The 17,996-nt window shown below is 47.4% G+C and carries 17 protein-coding genes and 1 pseudogene; all 18 read right to left on the reverse strand.

Annotation, left to right across the window (positions count from 1 at the left end; translation table 11 throughout):
• A pseudogene (locus BM241_RS13185) lies at nucleotides 1–95 on the reverse strand (transposase); the annotation flags it as partial.
• The gene (locus BM241_RS08855) at nucleotides 76–669 is read right to left on the reverse strand and encodes an IS607 family transposase (protein WP_025748139.1); all 594 of its coding nucleotides are present in this window, start codon (nucleotides 667–669) and stop codon (nucleotides 76–78) included. The pseudogene BM241_RS13185 and the gene BM241_RS08855, both read right to left, overlap by 20 nt.
• Nucleotides 670–737: 68 nt before the next feature.
• Nucleotides 738–1,025 (reverse strand): FtsB family cell division protein, encoded by a 288-nt coding sequence (locus BM241_RS08860; RefSeq protein ID WP_025748140.1) that lies wholly within the window; start codon nucleotides 1,023–1,025, stop codon nucleotides 738–740.
• 109 nt (nucleotides 1,026–1,134) lie between these two features.
• A complete protein-coding gene (gene yabQ, locus BM241_RS08865; protein ID WP_092282562.1) occupies nucleotides 1,135–1,542 on the reverse strand; it encodes a spore cortex biosynthesis protein YabQ in 408 nt (135 codons plus the stop codon).
• Between the two features lie 18 nt (nucleotides 1,543–1,560).
• A complete protein-coding gene (yabP, locus tag BM241_RS08870) occupies nucleotides 1,561–1,863 on the reverse strand; it encodes a sporulation protein YabP (protein WP_242948346.1) in 303 nt (100 codons plus the stop codon).
• A gap of 101 nt (nucleotides 1,864–1,964) precedes the next feature.
• Nucleotides 1,965–2,966 carry a SpoIID/LytB domain-containing protein gene (locus tag BM241_RS08875; RefSeq protein WP_177206139.1) on the reverse strand — a complete coding sequence of 334 codons (1,002 nt, stop codon included), beginning with the start codon at nucleotides 2,964–2,966 and terminating at the stop codon, nucleotides 1,965–1,967.
• 102 nt (nucleotides 2,967–3,068) lie between these two features.
• A complete protein-coding gene (locus BM241_RS08880) occupies nucleotides 3,069–3,308 on the reverse strand; it encodes an RNA-binding S4 domain-containing protein (RefSeq protein ID WP_025748144.1) in 240 nt (79 codons plus the stop codon).
• A gap of 227 nt (nucleotides 3,309–3,535) precedes the next feature.
• A complete protein-coding gene (locus BM241_RS08885; RefSeq protein WP_278292610.1) occupies nucleotides 3,536–3,832 on the reverse strand; it encodes an HU family DNA-binding protein in 297 nt (98 codons plus the stop codon).
• A gap of 131 nt (nucleotides 3,833–3,963) precedes the next feature.
• Complete coding sequence (locus BM241_RS08890; RefSeq protein WP_092282563.1) at nucleotides 3,964–5,433, reverse strand: bifunctional methyltransferase/pyrophosphohydrolase YabN; 1,470 nt, start codon at nucleotides 5,431–5,433, stop codon at nucleotides 3,964–3,966.
• Nucleotides 5,434–5,532: 99 nt separating this feature from the next.
• Nucleotides 5,533–6,975, reverse strand: coding sequence for an RtcB family protein (locus tag BM241_RS08895; protein WP_084054711.1), 1,443 nt, complete (start codon nucleotides 6,973–6,975; stop codon nucleotides 5,533–5,535).
• A gap of 166 nt (nucleotides 6,976–7,141) precedes the next feature.
• Entirely contained in the window at nucleotides 7,142–8,788 is a 1,647-nt protein-coding gene (locus BM241_RS08900; RefSeq protein ID WP_025748148.1) for a putative polysaccharide biosynthesis protein, read from the reverse strand.
• 176 nt (nucleotides 8,789–8,964) lie between these two features.
• The gene (gene spoVT, locus BM241_RS08905; RefSeq protein ID WP_025748149.1) at nucleotides 8,965–9,522 is read right to left on the reverse strand and encodes a stage V sporulation protein T; all 558 of its coding nucleotides are present in this window, start codon (nucleotides 9,520–9,522) and stop codon (nucleotides 8,965–8,967) included.
• Nucleotides 9,523–9,638: 116 nt separating this feature from the next.
• Nucleotides 9,639–10,829, reverse strand: a complete 1,191-nt coding sequence (locus BM241_RS08910; protein WP_092282564.1) for a peptidylprolyl isomerase — start codon at nucleotides 10,827–10,829, stop codon at nucleotides 9,639–9,641.
• A 16-nt stretch (nucleotides 10,830–10,845) separates the two neighbouring features.
• Nucleotides 10,846–14,370 carry a transcription-repair coupling factor gene (mfd, locus tag BM241_RS08915; protein ID WP_092282565.1) on the reverse strand — a complete coding sequence of 1,175 codons (3,525 nt, stop codon included), beginning with the start codon at nucleotides 14,368–14,370 and terminating at the stop codon, nucleotides 10,846–10,848.
• 42 nt (nucleotides 14,371–14,412) lie between these two features.
• Nucleotides 14,413–14,973, reverse strand: a complete 561-nt coding sequence (gene pth, locus BM241_RS08920) for an aminoacyl-tRNA hydrolase (protein WP_025748152.1) — start codon at nucleotides 14,971–14,973, stop codon at nucleotides 14,413–14,415.
• Between the two features lie 26 nt (nucleotides 14,974–14,999).
• Nucleotides 15,000–15,953, reverse strand: a complete 954-nt coding sequence (locus BM241_RS08925; RefSeq protein WP_092282566.1) for a ribose-phosphate diphosphokinase — start codon at nucleotides 15,951–15,953, stop codon at nucleotides 15,000–15,002.
• Between the two features lie 118 nt (nucleotides 15,954–16,071).
• Nucleotides 16,072–17,469, reverse strand: coding sequence for a bifunctional UDP-N-acetylglucosamine diphosphorylase/glucosamine-1-phosphate N-acetyltransferase GlmU (glmU, locus tag BM241_RS08930; RefSeq protein WP_025748154.1), 1,398 nt, complete (start codon nucleotides 17,467–17,469; stop codon nucleotides 16,072–16,074).
• 213 nt (nucleotides 17,470–17,682) lie between these two features.
• Nucleotides 17,683–17,943, reverse strand: coding sequence for a septation regulator SpoVG (gene spoVG, locus BM241_RS08935; RefSeq protein WP_035146739.1), 261 nt, complete (start codon nucleotides 17,941–17,943; stop codon nucleotides 17,683–17,685).
• Between the last annotated feature and the right edge of the window lie 53 nt (nucleotides 17,944–17,996).

Below are 17,996 nucleotides of genomic sequence, written 5' to 3' on the forward strand. Positions count from 1 at the left end.
TATCTCATGCAGGATGACCATCTTCTCATTAAATCCAGCACTATTTGCTCATCTTCCTTGCTTGGGAAAGTAAGTTTAGCCTGTATTGTTATCATCTCTTTTACCACCTTTTTGTCCGTAAATCCTGGCTGCAAATGATGTAACTATTGCTATTAAGTCTTCTGCTAGCTCTTTGTTTACATCTTGTTCATTTTCTTCCCCATTTAAAACTATAAGCTCTACTCCAAAGCTTTCCATGAAAAATTTAAGATATTCAAAACCAAACCTTGCCAGTCTATCAGGATACTCTATTACAACTTTTTGAACTTCTCCTCTTTTTATTTTGTTCAGAAGCTTTAATAAACCTCTCCTGTTTTCATTTACCCCACTTGCTATTTCGGATATGACTTCATACTGCCAACCTTGCAAATTGGCATATTCTTCTAGCCTTCTAATCTGATTTCCCAAGTACTCTTCCTGCTTCTTTGTAGATACTCTGGCATATAAAATTACTTTCGGTTTCGATTTCTCTTCTATCATGCCTAACAACTTCTCTATATCTTCTTTTTTGTATCTTCTTCTCCCTTTTGGTGTCCTAATTGGAGTTATTAACCCTTCCTTTTCCCAATTTATCAATGTACTTCTGCTGATGTTGTATGTTTCTTTAACTTTTTGTATACTCAACAACATCGATAATCACCCAATTAAAATTATATCATTTTGTATTGTTGTTTTCAACTGTTGTTACCTCCTCTTTATCAATTCTCTTTTTCAATAAATTTGATCTCTCCCTTTTTAACCCACCCAAAGCGCTCTCTGGCTGCCTTTTCGATATACTCTTCCGATTTCGTATACTCAACCTGACGCTCCAGCTCAGCGTTGTACTCCTCAACCTGCTGGATTTGCTGCCTCAAGTGCTCCATCTGCGCATGCTGCTCCCGTATCTTCAATTCCTGCTGAATAAAAGTAAAAATGAAATACCCGGCCACCAGCAATGCAATCATCAGTTTCGCTCTGGGCTTTAGCACATACCTGCGCCTTGCCATGCAATCACCTTCTTAAGACAAAGACTATCCTCTCTCTCATAAGCCAAACACAAAAACAAGCTTGGCCTTTTATATTTTTATTCGACACCCAATATAAAACTCCTCTTTTTCATGCCTTGATTTTGCCGTTAATTTTATTAAAAAAATTAAGCAACGCACGGAAAGGCCAGGACACAAATTTGATAACACCCTTTAATCCCTTTTCTATTGTCCTGTACATGAGGCTTAACGCCTTTATCACCCACGCACTAATGGTCAATAAATACAGGCTCCACCCCATTGCTAGTCCAATAAAATTGTAAAACCTCACTTCACCATCGTTGGCATACAAAAGCGCCACAAAGACGATCCCCGCTACAATGAGCCAAAAAAGCAGGTCCATTACGCCCACAACCCACGGCCTGGGTTTAAATATCCTGCGGATTACCCTGTTAAAATCATAAATGAAGCCGACGATCATTCCCGTATAAACTGTGGCCAGAAAGACATATGCCTGATTGACTGTCGACATAAGCATACAATTATGCACCCTTTTTTACCTGAATAATCTGCTGAAAAAGCCAGAACCTTTTCCACCCAACCCGTCGTGATCGCTGTACTGCAAGGCTATGATTTCCCCTTCAACTATGAGCTGCCCTTCCTCTAAGTTCAACTTGTTTATATGAAGGTCTTGACCGTGAAGAGTAATATAGCCCATATCGGTCACCAGGACCACCGTTGCCTCGTCAAAGCTATCCACATCAATTACCCCTGTTATAGTCACCTTTTCGCGGTTCTCCATGAGCACGCTGTGGCTTCTGCTCCGTACAGCTTTTTTATCATCCATCTCTCTAATCATCCCATTCCCCCCTGATACAATGCCCTTATTTGATTATATGCTCCCCCCTTTCATGGTATGCATACAAAAGCCCGGCATATAAAGCCGGGCTTAACGCGATTTCAAGGCCATAGCTTTATAATTTGAACTCCTTTGAAGTAATGCCTAATGATGTCCTCAGCTTTTTTCCCCTGTTTGGCCATGTTGTAAGCGCCCCACTGGGACATGCCCACGCCATGGCCATAGCCCCTGCCCTTGAATATTACGCGGTCACCCTCCAGCCGTACCTCATCCAGCAGCGTCGATTTCATCCTGGTGCTGCCCAATGCAATGCGAAGGTCGGGCGCCGAAACCGGTATTGAGTCCAACATGATTTCCATGGCACGGCCCGACGGTCCTCTCTTGCCTATCTTGATACTGGAAAAATCATCTATTTGTTTGCCCGTCTGCTGAACAGCCCGTATGACCTCTTGCTTTGAAAATTCAGCAACCCAATTCCTTTCATCAGGTGGGATAAGCGAAGAATCATCTGGAGAGTCAACGGTTTGTATATAAGGGGGGTTGCCCTCCTTATAGGCCAGGCCCTCTACCGCCGTTGCCGTCTTGCCTCCAGCATTGGAATGAAACCAGGCATTCACATAATCCCCGTCATATACGATCACCTGGCCTCTGGTCTCGTTTACCGCCTTCCTTATTCGGTCGTTGACGGCTTCCATGTTCCATGCCTGGGCTTCTTCAATGTCGGTTGAAATGTGGGCATTAGCGTATTTAGATTGGCCCTTGTCCTTTATAAATTTAAGCACAAAGGTCCTGGCAATAATGGCCTGGGCCTTGATAGCTTCCATTGGCCAATCGTTCTTTATTTCACCTCCTACGACCCCGGCCACGTACTCTTCAAACGGCATCTCCTGTACCCTACCCTCTTCCTTTATATATACCTTAAGGCGTGGTTCCTGCCCGTTCGGGCTTCCCAAAGCTTCTGGGATGGCTGGCTTTTTGGCAGGTTGCTCGGGAGCTGGAGCTGGTGGCTCAGTCCTCCTCACCCTTGCACACCCTGATACGATTAAGACAAATACCACATGGATAATCAAAAACCTGCCCCATTTCGATTTTATTGCGTTCATCCCTATACCTCCTGTAACCTTTGACTCTGCTTCATCGTTTTAAGGTTTCAATGTATAGTATTTGCTTAAATCCAGGAGGTAATACGACAAAATTAACAGAATTTACAGCTCCCTGTACATCTTTGAGGCTTCCCCTTTGGCGACATGTTCAGATATCGATAACACCTCAAAACGCCGTATATGCTCACCAAACTGTATCTCTATTATATCGCCCACCTTTATCTCTGTGCTGGGCTTGGCCACCTTGCCGTTTATGAGCACCCTTCCTTGGCTGCATGCCTCATTGGCCACCGTCCTTCTCTTTATAATCCTGGACACCTTTAAGAACTTGTCTATTCGCACGCCTTTACCCCCTCCAAAATAAGAGCAAATTTCAAAACCAGTATACAATTCTTCCAATGCCTTTTCAATGGAATTTTATAACCCCATGTGCAAAAGTCCAACTCTCATGAGGAGCATACTCCTAATCTGTCGTCTTTTATAAGGCAGGGCCATAGACAGCAGAGCAAAAGCCCAAAAATTATAAAAACCGGGTGATAATCCCGGTTTTTATAATTTGAGTTTTTAACTTATTGAACAGCGTCCTTCAATGCCTTGCCAGCTTTGAACACAGGGGCCTTCGAGGCGGGAATGATGATCTCCTCTTTGGTTTGAGGATTTCTCCCCTTCCTCTCTGCCCTTTCGCGAACTTCAAAGGTACCAAAACCAACTAGCTGCACCTTCTCATTCCTAGCCAATGCCTCAGTGATCACTGAAATCAGGGCATTAATAGCGCTTTCAGCTTCTTTTTTTGTCAACTCACTTCTCTCTGCTACAGCAGCAATCAACTCAGCTTTATTCATATACGCACCCTCCTTGAAATAAATTCTTATAGCATATTCGCTATTTTTTTTCAAATTCCTCCTTGTTGCCAAATAATTTTTGAAATTTTTACATATTTTTCGCCTGGTTTTTTCTAGAGGAATCTCGGTAATATCATTACCATATTTTTCTTAAATTATACATGCTTTTTAGTTAAAAATAGCTTCTTTGCTTGGTTCCACAGCTCATCCATCTCTTCCAGGGTCATCTCATGCAAAGGACGGTTGGCATTCTTTTCTATGTATTCAAAGCGGGCTATAAACTTCTCGATGGTGTCTTTCAATGCCAGTTCTGGATCCACTTTTAAAAACCTTGCGACATTGACTGCCGCAAATAGCAAATCTCCTATTTCCTCACGTATTTTTTGTTGGTCACTTCCACTGCATACCTCTTTTAACTCTGCCAGTTCCTCCTCCAGCTTTTGCATAGCACCCTCCACGCTCTCCCAATCAAAACCCACCAGAGCCGCTTTTTCCTGCACTTTATAGCTCCTTATAAGAGCGGGAAGGATGCTGGGTATATCGCGCAAAACCTGGGTATGAGTAGCAAAGCCTTTCTCATGCCTTTTCATGTCCTCCCAGTTGGCCACCACCTGCTGTGCATTCTCGGCCACAATATCTCCAAATATATGAGTATGCCGGTGTATCATCTTTTGACATATCCTTGTAATCACATCGAATATATCAAATGCTCCTCGCTCTCTTGCTATCTGGCTGTGGAACACCACCTGCAGCAGGACATCGCCCAGCTCTTCTAACAGCTTGTCCTCATCCTGCTTATCGATGCTCTCTATCACCTCATAAGCCTCTTCTATGAGATAGCGTTTAAGGGTTTCGTGCGTCTGTTCCTTGTCCCATGGGCACCCTTGAGGCGAACGAAGAATTTCCATAATTTGCTTTAGGTGATTCATATCAAAGGACTCCAGCCGCTCGAACTTAACGGGCGGAAGATACATGCAGGTGGTGTGGTCATAGCGCCGTTGTCGATCCAACTGATAGAGGGGCACAGCCTTGTACTCCAGCCTATTATCCTGGGTTTGCCAGCTTACAAACACCTCCAGGTCATGAGGATAAAAGCGCAGCAACAATAACTTCACATCTGAGGCTATTAAAGCGTCATACATATTGATAACCACCGTTGCCAGGCGCACATTTATCAAATCCTCGGTCATTTCGGGAGCGCTCAATATCTTTAGCCCCTCTATACCGGCCTTCTGAACCAGGGCGAGCAGCGCATCGGCACTGCTTACACCAGGTATAATATCGATATCATACATTTCCCTGTCAAGCCGTCTTAAAAGCTCAAACGTAAGCCTCTCGCCTATAAGGGGATGGCCCGGCACCCCCACCACCACTTGACCACTTTGCGCCATGTCCATGACCCGTTTTACCATAGCTTCATAAACATGGTCGAAATCTTCACCGTCCTGGTAAATATCATCCATGGAGGTATACTCTATTCCCTGTGCCTTCAAGAAGGGAACAATCCCATGCATCTCAGTCCGTAAAACCACGTTGGGTGCCTGGCGCAAAGCCTTTAACGCCCCTAGAGTAAGGCCGTCCTCGCTGCCCGGCCCTAATCCCACAACCGTAACCTTATGTTTCATTTCCTCAGGCCCTCCTGCATAAAACGCACTATATATAATACATCGTACCACGGCATTGTGCAACTAAATATTGCATTTTTTAAAGAGCCAGCATCAATATCAATCCACACCCTTTACCACCGCTAGCGGCACCAGCCGCGCAACAGGTATCGTAGCGCCCCGCTTAACCAGCACGGACACCACTTCTTCCACATCTTTATATGCCAAGGGGGATTCGTCCACGATGTCCTTATATGACCCAGCATTATATATAACATCCCCCATGGCCTTTTCAAACTCCTGCTTGGTAATCGACTTTGCCTTGGTTCTCGACAGCCTGCGCCCGGCTCCGTGGTTCACTGAAAAGAAGCTTTCTGCCAGCTCATCCGTTCCAACAACAACATAAGATCCAGTACCCATGCTCCCGGGGATCAAAGCAGGATGCCCCGTTTGCATATAGCTGGTCGGGTTTTGATTGTGTCCTGCAGGCAAAGCCCTTGTGGCACCTTTCCTGTGCACCAGAAGGTCCCTGCCGCCATGCCGTTCCCACTTTGCAATATTGTGTGCAACGTCGTAGACCAGCTTAAAGCCCATGGACTCGGCCGGCTTCTTCAAAACATCTTCAAAGGCCTTAACCACATCGTACATTATGATCTGCCTGTTTGAAAAGGCAAAATTGACGGCAGCCGCCATAGCCCTATAGTAACTCTTTCCTTCTTTGGAATCAATGGGCGCTGCAGCAAGGCCCTTCTCCGGCACATCAATCCCATATTTTTTAGCTGCTTCCCATAAAATCTTGGTATAATCGGTGGCAATCTGATGACCAAAACCGCGGCTACCCGTATGGATCATGACAGCTATTTGGCCCTCAAACAAGCCAAATGCCTCTGCCAATTTTTTATCCAAAATGCGGTCCACCCGCTGAATCTCTATGAAATGGTTCCCACCGCCTAGTGTACCTAGCTGCTCCTCTCCTCTTTCCTGAGCCTCTTTGGACACAGCAGAAATATCGGCACCTGCCAGCCTTCCGCCCTCCTCGATATAGTCCAACTCTTCACGGCTCCCAAACCCGGCCCGGATTACCGCTTCAACCCCGTTGTGCACAACGTCATCGAAAATCCGGCGGGTAATGCCCTTGTGCTTTCCCTTTTTACCTATACCCGTTGGAACGTAATGTTCGATCCTCTCTATCAGCTTGTACAAAATTTCTTTGCTCAAATCACGGGCCTCAAGGTCAGTCCTTAAAAGCCTTACGCCACAGTTGATGTCATACCCTACAGCGCCTGCAGAAATAACCCCATGCTTGTCTATAGCCATGACTCCTCCGATGGGCAGTCCAAACCCCTCGTGAATATCGGGCATTCCTATCACCGGTTCCACCACGCCAGGCAGCGTAGCGGCATTGACAAGCTGCCTTAACGACTGGTCTTCATACAGCAGGCTTTTCAAGGCATCATTCACATACACCACAGCATCGACTCTCATCTTCCCCAATTTGGGTATGCGCCATTTGTTGACCCCTTCCCTCACCAGATTATACCCCTGTATTATCTCGGTGTCCATGTCATCACCATCCGCTTTTTCCCCTTGTAACCTGTCACAAAATCAAACTTCCATCTATATGATAATAAGACTACCTGAACATTTTGAAGCGGTTTTTCACGCAAATTTTTAATTTTATAGATAAATTGGTTCCAGCCAGTACAGAGATAATAGGGATATAAGCCTTTTACCGGAATATCCTGAGCTGATATAGCATCTTTTCTAGCTTATCCCCGCCCGGCAAAAATCTGAAGTCGTTTTCCCTTATGGTACCCATAAACAGAAGCGCTAGGCCGTACATCAGCACGCCTACAAGAATGGACAGCATAGTAGCCACGGTCAACCCCGCGGCCTCCTCAAGCACTTTATACAGGACAGAAACCGCGGTTGCCATGATGCCCACAGCCACAATGGGCTTTGCGACAAAATCGGTAAAAGGTATAAAAACCTGAGTATACCTTATCACAGCAGAAAAATCCAGCAGCGAAGCAATAGCATAGCATACAACGGTGCCCACAGCCGCTCCCAGGACATTTATCTGTGGTATCCCAACCAAGGTATACGTGGTCACCACTTTAAACAGCGCCCCTACAGCAAGGTTTTTAACCGGCACAGCCGCCCGGTTAACGCCCTGCAGGATCCCCGTCAAACTCTGGATGAGAGTGAGAAACACCACGCCAAATGATAATATGCTTAAAAGGTCGCCGGCCAAAACCGCCTGGCTATCGTCCAAAGCCCTATAAAGAAGCCGAATGATCGGATGGGATAAGACCGACATCCCCACACCTGCTGGTAAACCCACCAGCAGAGTTAAGCGTATGGCCACTGCGGCCTTGTGCGCCACCGCCTTTTGATCGCCCAGGGCACAGGACTCCGAAATCGAAGGCACTATGCTCATGGCCAAAGCCACCGTCAAGATAGTAGGGAAATTGATGAGTGGGTTTGCGTACGCTGTCAGCAGCCCATACAGGCTGGTAGCCTCCTCTACCGTATATGAAGCCGCCGTCCCGGCTCCTCCTATGCTCATAAGGCGGTTTACCACAATCATACCGTCTATTAAGCCCACCAGCGGCATAAGAGAGGCCCCTATGGTTACCGGTACAGCAATGTTTGCCAATTTCCTTATTATCTCGCGCACCGGCTCACTATAGCGAGCCCCAAGATTTTTCTTTGCAGCTTTTCTCTTTATACCTTCTCCCAAATCCACCTTTTTTCGCTTATATATACCCAACAGCAAAATCAAAGCCGCTATCTCGCTCAAGGTAACTCCCAGGACAGCGCCTGCCGCGCCAAATTCGATCCCCCTACCTACAAAAAGCCACGCCAGCAACAAGCCCATAAACAACTTGACGCTTTGCTCCACAATCTGAGACAGGGCAGTAGGACTCATCATCTGCATCCCCTGAAAATACCCTCTAAAAGCCGAAAGCACCGACACGAAAAACAGAGCCGGAGCAATGGCCAGTATAGAATATACGGATTTTGGATTACCCAAAGCGCTGGATATCATACCGCTGAAGGCAACCAACAGGGTGGATGTAAACATGCCAAGGCACGCCAAAATCGTTAAAGAAACTCTGAACACTCTGTAAGCTCCAGCATAATCGCCATACGCCATCCTTTCGGAAACCATCTTGGATATGGCCACAGGCAATCCCGCCGATGATATGACCAAGAGGAAAGAATATATGGGATAGGCCATCTGATAGAGGCCCATGCCTTCGGCACCGATTATATATGTAAGGGGTATACGGAATACTGCTCCCAGCACTTTGGCCAACAGCCCAGCAAAAGCCAGCACAGCTGCCCCTTCCACAAAAGATCTCTTTTTCACATAAGATCCTCCTCGCCACACTTAATGTAACAGTTAGCATTTGAACATTATCAATTATATCAAAATTAACAGCGCTCATCATATAAATATTTATATTATTCCCTTTTATCTTACAATACAGCAGCAAAATAAAAAAGGCACTGAGATTACTCAATGCCTTTTTTCATGTCCATTTGCTATTGTTCCATCTGCTTCCCTATGAATGCCGCCGCAGCTTGGGCTATCTTCATCTCAGTATCCCCCATGGTGACATTGGGTTCCTTGGATAACAATATGACTGCTCCAACGGATTCTCCCTCTGACACAATGGGGACTATCACCTGAGCGGTATACTCTGTTTGACCCCCTTCCCTTTCCAGCAGAGGGTAAATGGTATCCTTATTGGCACGATTGGCCAACACCATCTTTTTCTCATTTATAATGCGTTCCAAATCCTCGCTGATTTTCTCCTTCTTAAAACGAGCTTGAGGAATACCCGCAACAGCCACAATGACGTCCTTATCTGCCACACAAGCAATATGCCCCAGGATCTTGTGCAGAGACTCCACATACTCGTCGGCAAAATCGCTTAAATCCTCTATGGGAGAATATTTCTTTAAAATTACTTCCCCTTCTTCATCGGTATAAATCTCCAAAGGGTCACCTTCGCGTATCCGCAGGGTACGACGAATCTCCTTGGGTATCACTACTCTGCCCAGCTCATCAATTCGCCTTACTATCCCCGTTGCTTTCACACACATCCCTCCTTAATTTGTATCAATTTACAAAACCATCCTTGCATTCATATTATTTTACTGTTTATGTGCTTTTATGCATATCAATCTCGGAGGGACCCAAAAATTCCATTTAATTACAATCGGCTCTCATATTTCTTAATCTTGGCTTCCTTCTTCCACTCCTCCAGCAGAGCGTTCCACTTCTCATTTCGCTTATCGTTCAATACTACCTCTTTTATCTCTTCCTTTTTCTCCTCAAGGCTAAAAACCTTCTCGGGCAGTTTCTCATACAGCTTTATGATATGGTAGCCAAGGGGGGAACTAACCGGTTCGGATATCTCTCCCTCATTGAGCTTCAGTGCCGCCTTTTCAACCTCTTCAGCAAACATACCACTTCCCTTATATATCACATAGCCTTCTTCTTTATTGGCAGTACTTTTATCGTCGCTATAGGCCTCAATAAGCGCTTCAAAGCTCTCTCCGGCCTTTGCTTTATCATATACCTCTCGTGCCCTGGGCTCAATTGCCTTCAGCTTCTCCTCCAGATACTTTTTGGCTTCATCTTGCTTGCCTTGCTGTATTAAATTGTAATATTCATCCCGCTCTTCCGAAGAAAGCGAAATCAAGATCTGCTTTACCCTTACCCAACCGGCAGGGCGATAAAGCTGCACAGGTGCTGTTTCCACCAGGCTGGGGTCTTCCTTTTGCTTATTTAGCTGCTCATTGTAATACTGCTGGATATCTTGCTCAGTAACCTCCACATCTTCAAGCATCTTCTCTGTAAACTTCTCCAGCATTATATTCTCGGCTCGCCTTCGGATGTATTCCTCTTCCGTGAGCCCTGCATCGCTCAGCTGTTGTCGCCATTCATTTCTGGCTTTCTGAAGGTAATCCTTTTCCTGTTGAGACTCTTTTCCTTTAGATTGGGCCCGCTGTTTTAATGCCTCGGCGTAGCTTTTGAGCTGCTCTTCCAGCTCTTTGCGAGCCTCCTGTATATATTCTTCGTTTACCGTAAAACCGGCCTGCTTAGCCCTTTTTTGCAGCACCCTTCGGGTTATGAGCTGATCAAGAACATCCTTCTTGATTTCCTTTATTGTATCCTTATACTGGGAGTCTTTTTCAATTTCTTCAGTGATGCCGTAAAAAGCCTTTTGCTGGTTATAGGCATCCAGAAATTCTCCCTTGAGTATCTTCTCACCATAAACCTCAGCCACAACTCGTTGCCTATCCTTTTCGGGTATCACTTCAATCAAGGTACAGCCCGTTATACCCAGTATAAACATCAGTACAATGAAGATCATACAATGCTTTCCAAAGCGCTTCATACCCTTTTTCACCCTTTCAATTTAAATAATCTACAAGCTTTTCCATGACCTCTTTAGCTGCTTGCAAAGCCGCATTGGGCGATGAATCCTTCAGCCTTACCGTCAGTACCGGCACAGGCGTAGACGCAAAGTCTATCTGCCTTCGGTTTTCATTTAAAATCACCATGAGCTTGCTTGGAGGTATGGCCTTCGCGTCTACCAGCCTCATCTTCACCTCCTTACCTCGATGGGCGATTTCAGCAATACGCATCCTTTTAGCAAGGGCTTTTACATATGCCACATCGATCAAATTTTGCACAGACGGCGGTATATCTCCAAACCTGTCCACCAGCTCCTCTTCCACATCCATCTTATCTTGAGGTCCTTCAATGGCAGCAATCTTCTTATAAACCTCGATCTTGTGATCCTCGTTGGGGATATAATCCTCTTCAATGTAAGCGTTAACCTTTATGTCTATAATGGTCTCTACGGGTTGAGGCAGCTCTTCTCCCTTCATAGTGCGTATAGCTTCCTCCAGCAGCTTACAATATAGGTCATATCCCACCGCTGCCATATGGCCGTGTTGCTCCGGCCCCAGCAGGTTACCGGCCCCGCGTATTTCCAAGTCCCTCATGGCAATCTTAAATCCCGCGCCAAACTCGGTGAACTCCTTTATGGCCTGAAGCCTTTTTTCAGCCTGCTCGGATATTATCTTATCCTTCCGATAGGTAAAATAAGCATAAGCTAGACGATTGGAACGGCCTACCCGTCCCCTGAGCTGGTACAGTTGAGCCAGGCCAAAACAGTCGGCATCGTATACGATAATGGTGTTCACATTGGGTATATCCAGCCCGTTCTCTATGATGGAGGAGCACAGCAGCACATCAAACTTGTTTTCATAAAAGTCCATCATGACCTTCTCCAGCAGGTTTTCGCTCATCTGGCCGTGCGCCATGGCGATTTTAGCCTCGGGCACCAGCTTCCTGAGCTCCTGCAACATCCAATCCATGCTCTTTACCCTGTTGTATACAAAATACACCTGTCCACCTCTCTGCAGCTCCCGCAAAATGGCATCTCGAATGAGGGGTTCACTGTACTCCACTACATACGTCTGAACAGGATACCTGTCCTCGGGCGGCGTCTCGATGATGCTTATATCCCTGATGCCCATCAAGGACATATGCAGGGTACGTGGAATTGGAGTGGCTGTAAGCGTCAAGACATCCACGTTCTTCTTTATGTCTTTGATCATCTCCTTGTGTGCAACCCCAAACCGCTGTTCTTCGTCGATTATGAGTAACCCCAGGTCTTTAAACTTCACATCTTTCCCCAGCAATCGATGGGTACCTATTATTATATCGATGTTTCCTTCCTTCAAAGCCTTCAGTATCGCCCGCTGTTCAGCCGGAGTCTTAAAACGGCTCAATACCTGTATGGTAAACGGGAAATCCTCAAACCGTTTGACAAAGGTGTTGTAGTGCTGCTGGGCCAGTATGGTAGTGGGAGCCAGCACGGCCACCTGCTTGCCATCCATAACGGCTTTGAATGCCGCCCGTATGGCCACCTCGGTCTTCCCATAGCCCACATCGCCGCATATCAATCGATCCATCACCTTGGATGACTCCATGTCCCGCTTGACGTCTTCTATAGCCTGAAGTTGATCTGGCGTCTCCTGGTATGGAAACAGGGCCTCAAACTGCTTCTGCCATTCGGTGTCAGGCGAAAAGCGGTACCCCTGCACCGACTGCCTTATAGCGTACAATTTTACCAGGTCTATTGCAAGCTTTTGTACCGATTGGCGTACCCTGTTTTTGGTTCGCTGCCATTCGGCGCCGCCCAGCTTGGATAGCTTTGGTGGATCCTCCCCCATCCCAATGTAAGGCTGAATGAGGTCCAGCTGATCGGTGGGAACATACAGCTTATCGGTACCAGCGTATTTGATATAGAGGTAGTCCTTCTTTTGGCCGTCCACCACCAGCGTCTTTATCCCAAGATACTTCCCTATACCGTGGTTTTCGTGAACCACGTAGTCGCCAACCTTCAAATCCATAAAGCTCTCAAGCTTTCTGGCTTTTTTCCTGGGCTGGGCACGCCGCCTTTGAACCCCATAAATTTCCCTATCGCTTATGACGACAAATCGCGCATCGAGGTATTCAAACCCATGGCTTAAAATGCCAGGCGCCACAACTACCTGGCCAGGCTTGAACTCCTCCTCTGTATGCTGTACAGATAGGGACTGGATGCCATGCTCCCTCAAAAAAGCGGCAATCCCCTCCCTCCTGGCCTGACTGTCTAGAAGAAACAAGACGTAATACCCCTTTTTCAGCCACAGCTCTACATCCTCGGCCAGCAGCTGCAGCTTGCCGTGATATGAAGGAATGCTCCTGACGGCAAAGCTATAAGCCGCTCTTGGTTCAAAATCAGGATGCGGAGTGGGCAAAACCTGAAATATCAAACAGGCATAACTAGATAATTTCCTTAAAAATTCAGAATAATCCAAAACGAGCTCGGCCTGTTGAGGTAAAACCTCGCATCTCTGCAGCAACTCTTTGAAGTGTTCCTGAAACTCGTTGCAGTATCCCAGGCAACGTTCTCTGATCCTGGCAGGCTCATCCAGCACTATCAATGTCGAAGCATCCAAATAATCGAATACGGTAGCCCGCTGGGGATAAAAAAAAGAAAAATACTTCTCCAGCGAGCCATCACATACCCCTTCATCCAGGGCATTCAAAACGCGTTCTATTTTTTCTTTCAAAGAAGCGTCGATATTCTTACGCTCAGCCTTGCTTAAAAATTCGCCGTAGCTTTTGCTTATATTATCTCTACCGCGTACAAGCGAATCATCAGTTAAAACCAATTCCCTGGCTGGGGGTATTATCGCCTCAGAGCAGTTCTCAATGGATCGTTGTGACAGCACATCAAATATGCGAATGGAGTCTACCTCATCATCAAAGAACTCTATCCTGTATGGGTCCTCGGCCGTCAAAGGAAAGATATCCAGTATGCCCCCTCTTATGCCGAACTGGCCTTTTCCTTCAACGGCTGGCACGCGCTCATAGCCCATCTGCACCAGCCTGTTTGCAAGCTGGGTAAGGGATATGATATCGCCCATCTTTATAGTCAGAATGTTGTCTTTAAAAATTTGTGGAGGCGTCTGCAAGGACATCAGCGCCTCAACCGACGCCACAACTATGACACCCTTTTTAAGCAAAAGCCTTTCCAATACACCGATGCGTTGCTGGGTAATCTCCAGGCTTCGAGCAGCCACGTCATAAAGCAGTATTTCCCTTTCGGGCAAATACACGACCTTTCCGGGATAAAAAAACGACAGGTCATCGTATATTCTCCTTGCCTGGACATCGCCACTGGTTATATACAGGCAGGTGCGCTCCAAGGGATACAGTACGCTGGCCAACATGTGGCATTTCTGAGACTCCCCTAGCCCCAAAAATGCCACAGGGCCGGCGCCCCTGATGACCGACTCCTTGATGGTATCAAACGCTTCCCATCTGGTCATGGGCTCCAGCCAAATTGGAGTCATCCTATCACCAACTTTGTCCACTGGTTTGTATTACACACCGCTTTCCGTCCAAACTCCTTCTTTCTAACCATTACACCTGCTCATTGCCTCCTGTATGCCCTTGGTGAGTATAAGCTCCACCCCTTTTACCGCCCTCTCGCAGGCAGCCAAAAAAATAGGGAGCTCCTCCTCTTCGAAAGGAGATAATACATAATCGGCCAGGTCCTGTCCCGGAGGGGGCGCACCTATGCCTATGCGAATGCGGGGAAAATCCTCTGTTTGAAGCTGATATACGATGGAGCGCATGCCGTTGTGGGTACCGGCACTTCCCGAAGGGCGTATGCGCACCTTCCCCAGTTTCAAATCGATGTCATCGTAAATCACTATCAAGTTTGAAGGTTCTATCTTGTAGCCGCAGACCAAATCCAGTATGCTCAACCCGCTTGAATTCATGTAAGTCTGTGGCTTGGCCAGCACCACCCTTTGGCCTCCAATGACGCCCTCTCCAATGACCGCCTTGTATTTTATATCCTTCAAAGGTATTCCATATGCACGAGAAAGCATATCAATTACTATAAACCCCGCATTATGCCTTGTACCCTCGTACTTATCTCCTGGATTGCCCAGTCCTGCTATAACGTACATGACAGCTTACCACCCGGCTTTCAATCTCATTCGAAGAGCGGGCTGACCGAGATATCCCCGTATATCCTGTCAATTGCCTCTGCAAAGAGCGGCGCTACTGACAAGATCTTGATCTTGTCAATGCGCTTTTCGGGCGGCAATGGGATGGTATTAGTTATTATGAGCTCCCTTATGGGCGAATTTTTGACCCTTTCCACACCCGGCCCCGACAGAACGCCATGGGTACAGCAGGCATATACCTCGGTGGCTCCTCGCTCAACCAGCGCCAGCGCCGCCTGCGTCAGCGTTCCCGCCGTATCGACCAGGTCATCGATCAAGATAGCCCGCTTGCCCTTGACATCGCCTATGACGTTCATGACCTCGGCCACATTGGCCCTGGGACGTCGCTTATCCACGATGGCCAGCGATGAATTCAAGCGATTGGCAAAGCTTCTGGCCCTGGTCACGCTGCCCACATCGGGGGATACCACCACCACATCCTCACCTTCAAGCCCTCGCTCTATGAAATACTGGGCCAGGATGGGCATCCCCAACAGGTGATCCAATGGGATGTTGAAGAATCCCTGTATCTGGGGCGCGTGCAGGTTCATGGTGAGCACGCGATTGGCACCCGCGCTGGTGATCAAATCGGCCACCAGCTTTGCGGTAATGGGGTCCCTGGCCTTGGCCTTGCGGTCCTGCCTGGCATAGCCGTAATATGGGATTACCGCAGTAATGCGTCCAGCCGAGGCCCTCTTAAAAGCGTCTATCATTATCAACAATTCCATCAAGTTGTCGTTTACCGGATGACATATGGATTGAATGACGAAAACATCAGCACCCCTGACCGTCTCATATATATTGACGCAGATTTCTCCGTCGCTGAACGTGCCGACCTCAGCACTCCCCATGGGAACTCCCAGATATCGCGCAATTTCCCTGGCTAATTCGGGATTCGAATTGCCCGTAAAGATCTTGAGGCCCGTTCCATGGGTAATCATCTACAGCCTTCCCCTTTCTTATGTGTTTTTGTCCTCTTCAACGTGAGTGAAGCACCCCCACCTATGGAGGCGGTAGCTTGATAAGAAGTTTGGTAAGACTCGACACCTATTTTTAAGGTTACGAACGAGACTGCATATCCTGCGTCTTCTGTCGCCACCTTTCCACCCATCCCTCCTTGTTTACCTGGCGCTCCCTAGCAATAGCCAGCGCCTTACCGGGCACGTCCTCTGTAATGGTGGATCCGGCAGCTATATAGGCCTCCTGCCCCACCCTCACCGGCGCCACAAGGTTGACGTTACAGCCGATGAATGCCTTATCCTCTACCACTGTCCTATGCTTCTTGACTCCGTCATAGTTGACAAACACCACTCCGCAGCCCAGGTTGACGTCATTCCCAACTTCCGCATCTCCCACGTACGTCAGATGAGAGATCTTTGTCCCGTCACCTATGGTGGAGTTCTTTATCTCAACAAAATCGCCTATACGCACGCTGTTCCCTATGACGCTGCCCGGGCGAAGATAGGCATACGGCCCTACCGTCGTTTTATCGCCAATACGGCTATCCAATACCACCGACGCCTGTAGCTGAACCCCGTTCCCGATAACCGAGTTCACTATGCGGTTGTTGGGATACAGCACACAATCCTCGCCAATAATTGTACTGCCTTCCAGCACATTGCCGGGATAAACCACTGTATCGAACCCGATCACCACATCAGGGCCGATGTAGGTGTGCTCCGGATCTATTATGGTTACCCCTCTGTCCATGTGGGACCTATTGATCCTCAAGCGCATCTTACGATCCACTTCGGCCAGCTGTGCCCTGGTATTTATACCCAATACCTCATCGGCATCCTGCGCCACCAAAACTCCTACTTTAATCCCCTGGCATTTCATGATCTCAATCACATCAGTTAAATAATATTCTCCCTGAGAATTGCGATTATTTAGCCTCTCAAGGCTGGAGAACAAAAGCTGCGCATCAAAACAGTAGATCGACGAGTTGATCTCCTTTATTTGCCGCTGTTCTTCGGTAGCATCCCTGTGCTCCACTATCCTTTCCAGGTCTCCGTCATCATTGCGTACTATCCGTCCGTATCCGGTGGGGTCATCCACAACCGCAGAGAGGACCACGGCACCATACCCTCCCTGCACGGCATGCTGCACCATCCGCTGAAGAGTGCAACCGCGAATCAACGGCGCATCGCCCGCTAATACGACCACATAGCCCTCCACCTCCTTCAGCAAAGGCTGAGCCATCATCACCGCATGTCCAGTGCCCAGCTGCTGCGCCTGATAAGCGTATCTCACTCTCTCCCCCAGATACTGCTTGACCTCCTCAGCCCTGTGCCCCACCACCACAACCGGCAGGTCATCGGATACCTCGGAAGCCGCCCGCACCACATACTCAATTATCGGATATCCGCAAACCTGGTGCAACACCTTGGGCCTTTTGGACTTCATCCTGGTGCCTTCGCCGGCAGCCAAAACAATAGAGAAAGTACGCTTTTCCATTCCCGTATTCCCCTTTGCCCTGTAAGTTTTAAAAACATCACTGCTATTATATCATAATGCAAGACAGCTGTCATTCGTCCATAAATTCTCGCCATCTTTAAAGGCGGTGATTTTATTTTGAGTGACCAACTGCTGGCCGCAAATTGATTACTATAGTCTCCAAAAACAGCCAAAAACAAGCTTTAAAGGAGAGGCTATGCTCTCCTTTAAAGCTTATTCGTCGCTCATTTCATTGTATTTTTCCAAAATGAGCGTCTGAAGCTGTGTCCGTGTTTCGGAATTGATGGGATGGGCAATATCACGATATTCCCCATCGGGGGTCTTTCGGCTGGGCATGGCAATGAACATTCCGTTTTGTCCCTCAATTACCTTGATGTCGTGCACCACGAATGCATCATCAAAGGTAACCGATGCCACTGCCTTCATTCGCCCCTCACCCTTGATCTTCCGAACGCGAACATCGGTCACGTTCATTCTAGCTCACCACCTTCCAGTTGATAAAACAATAATTGCTTGAGGATATTATT

Source organism: Caldicoprobacter faecalis, assembly GCF_900115765.1.
In the GTDB taxonomy this organism is placed as follows: Bacteria; Bacillota; Clostridia; order Caldicoprobacterales; family Caldicoprobacteraceae; genus Caldicoprobacter; species Caldicoprobacter oshimai.

What these genes read in the sequence shown, in the direction of transcription:
- BM241_RS08855 (WP_025748139.1), bottom strand. Translation starts at nt 669, where the DNA reads ATGTTGTTGAGTATACAAAAAGTTAAAGAAACATACAACATCAGCAGA.
- BM241_RS08860 (WP_025748140.1), bottom strand. Translation starts at nt 1,025, where the DNA reads ATGGCAAGGCGCAGGTATGTGCTAAAGCCCAGAGCGAAACTGATGATT.
- yabQ (WP_092282562.1), bottom strand. Translation starts at nt 1,542, where the DNA reads ATGCTTATGTCGACAGTCAATCAGGCATATGTCTTTCTGGCCACAGTT.
- yabP (WP_242948346.1), bottom strand. Translation starts at nt 1,863, where the DNA reads ATGATTAGAGAGATGGATGATAAAAAAGCTGTACGGAGCAGAAGCCAC.
- BM241_RS08875 (WP_177206139.1), bottom strand. Translation starts at nt 2,966, where the DNA reads ATGAACGCAATAAAATCGAAATGGGGCAGGTTTTTGATTATCCATGTG.
- BM241_RS08890 (WP_092282563.1), bottom strand. Translation starts at nt 5,433, where the DNA reads ATGAAACATAAGGTTACGGTTGTGGGATTAGGGCCGGGCAGCGAGGAC.
- BM241_RS08895 (WP_084054711.1), bottom strand. Translation starts at nt 6,975, where the DNA reads ATGGACACCGAGATAATACAGGGGTATAATCTGGTGAGGGAAGGGGTC.
- BM241_RS08910 (WP_092282564.1), bottom strand. Translation starts at nt 10,829, where the DNA reads ATGAAGCGCTTTGGAAAGCATTGTATGATCTTCATTGTACTGATGTTT.
- pth (WP_025748152.1), bottom strand. Translation starts at nt 14,973, where the DNA reads ATGTACGTTATAGCAGGACTGGGCAATCCAGGAGATAAGTACGAGGGT.
- BM241_RS08925 (WP_092282566.1), bottom strand. Translation starts at nt 15,953, where the DNA reads ATGATTACCCATGGAACGGGCCTCAAGATCTTTACGGGCAATTCGAAT.
- glmU (WP_025748154.1), bottom strand. Translation starts at nt 17,469, where the DNA reads ATGGAAAAGCGTACTTTCTCTATTGTTTTGGCTGCCGGCGAAGGCACC.
- spoVG (WP_035146739.1), bottom strand. Translation starts at nt 17,943, where the DNA reads ATGAACGTGACCGATGTTCGCGTTCGGAAGATCAAGGGTGAGGGGCGA.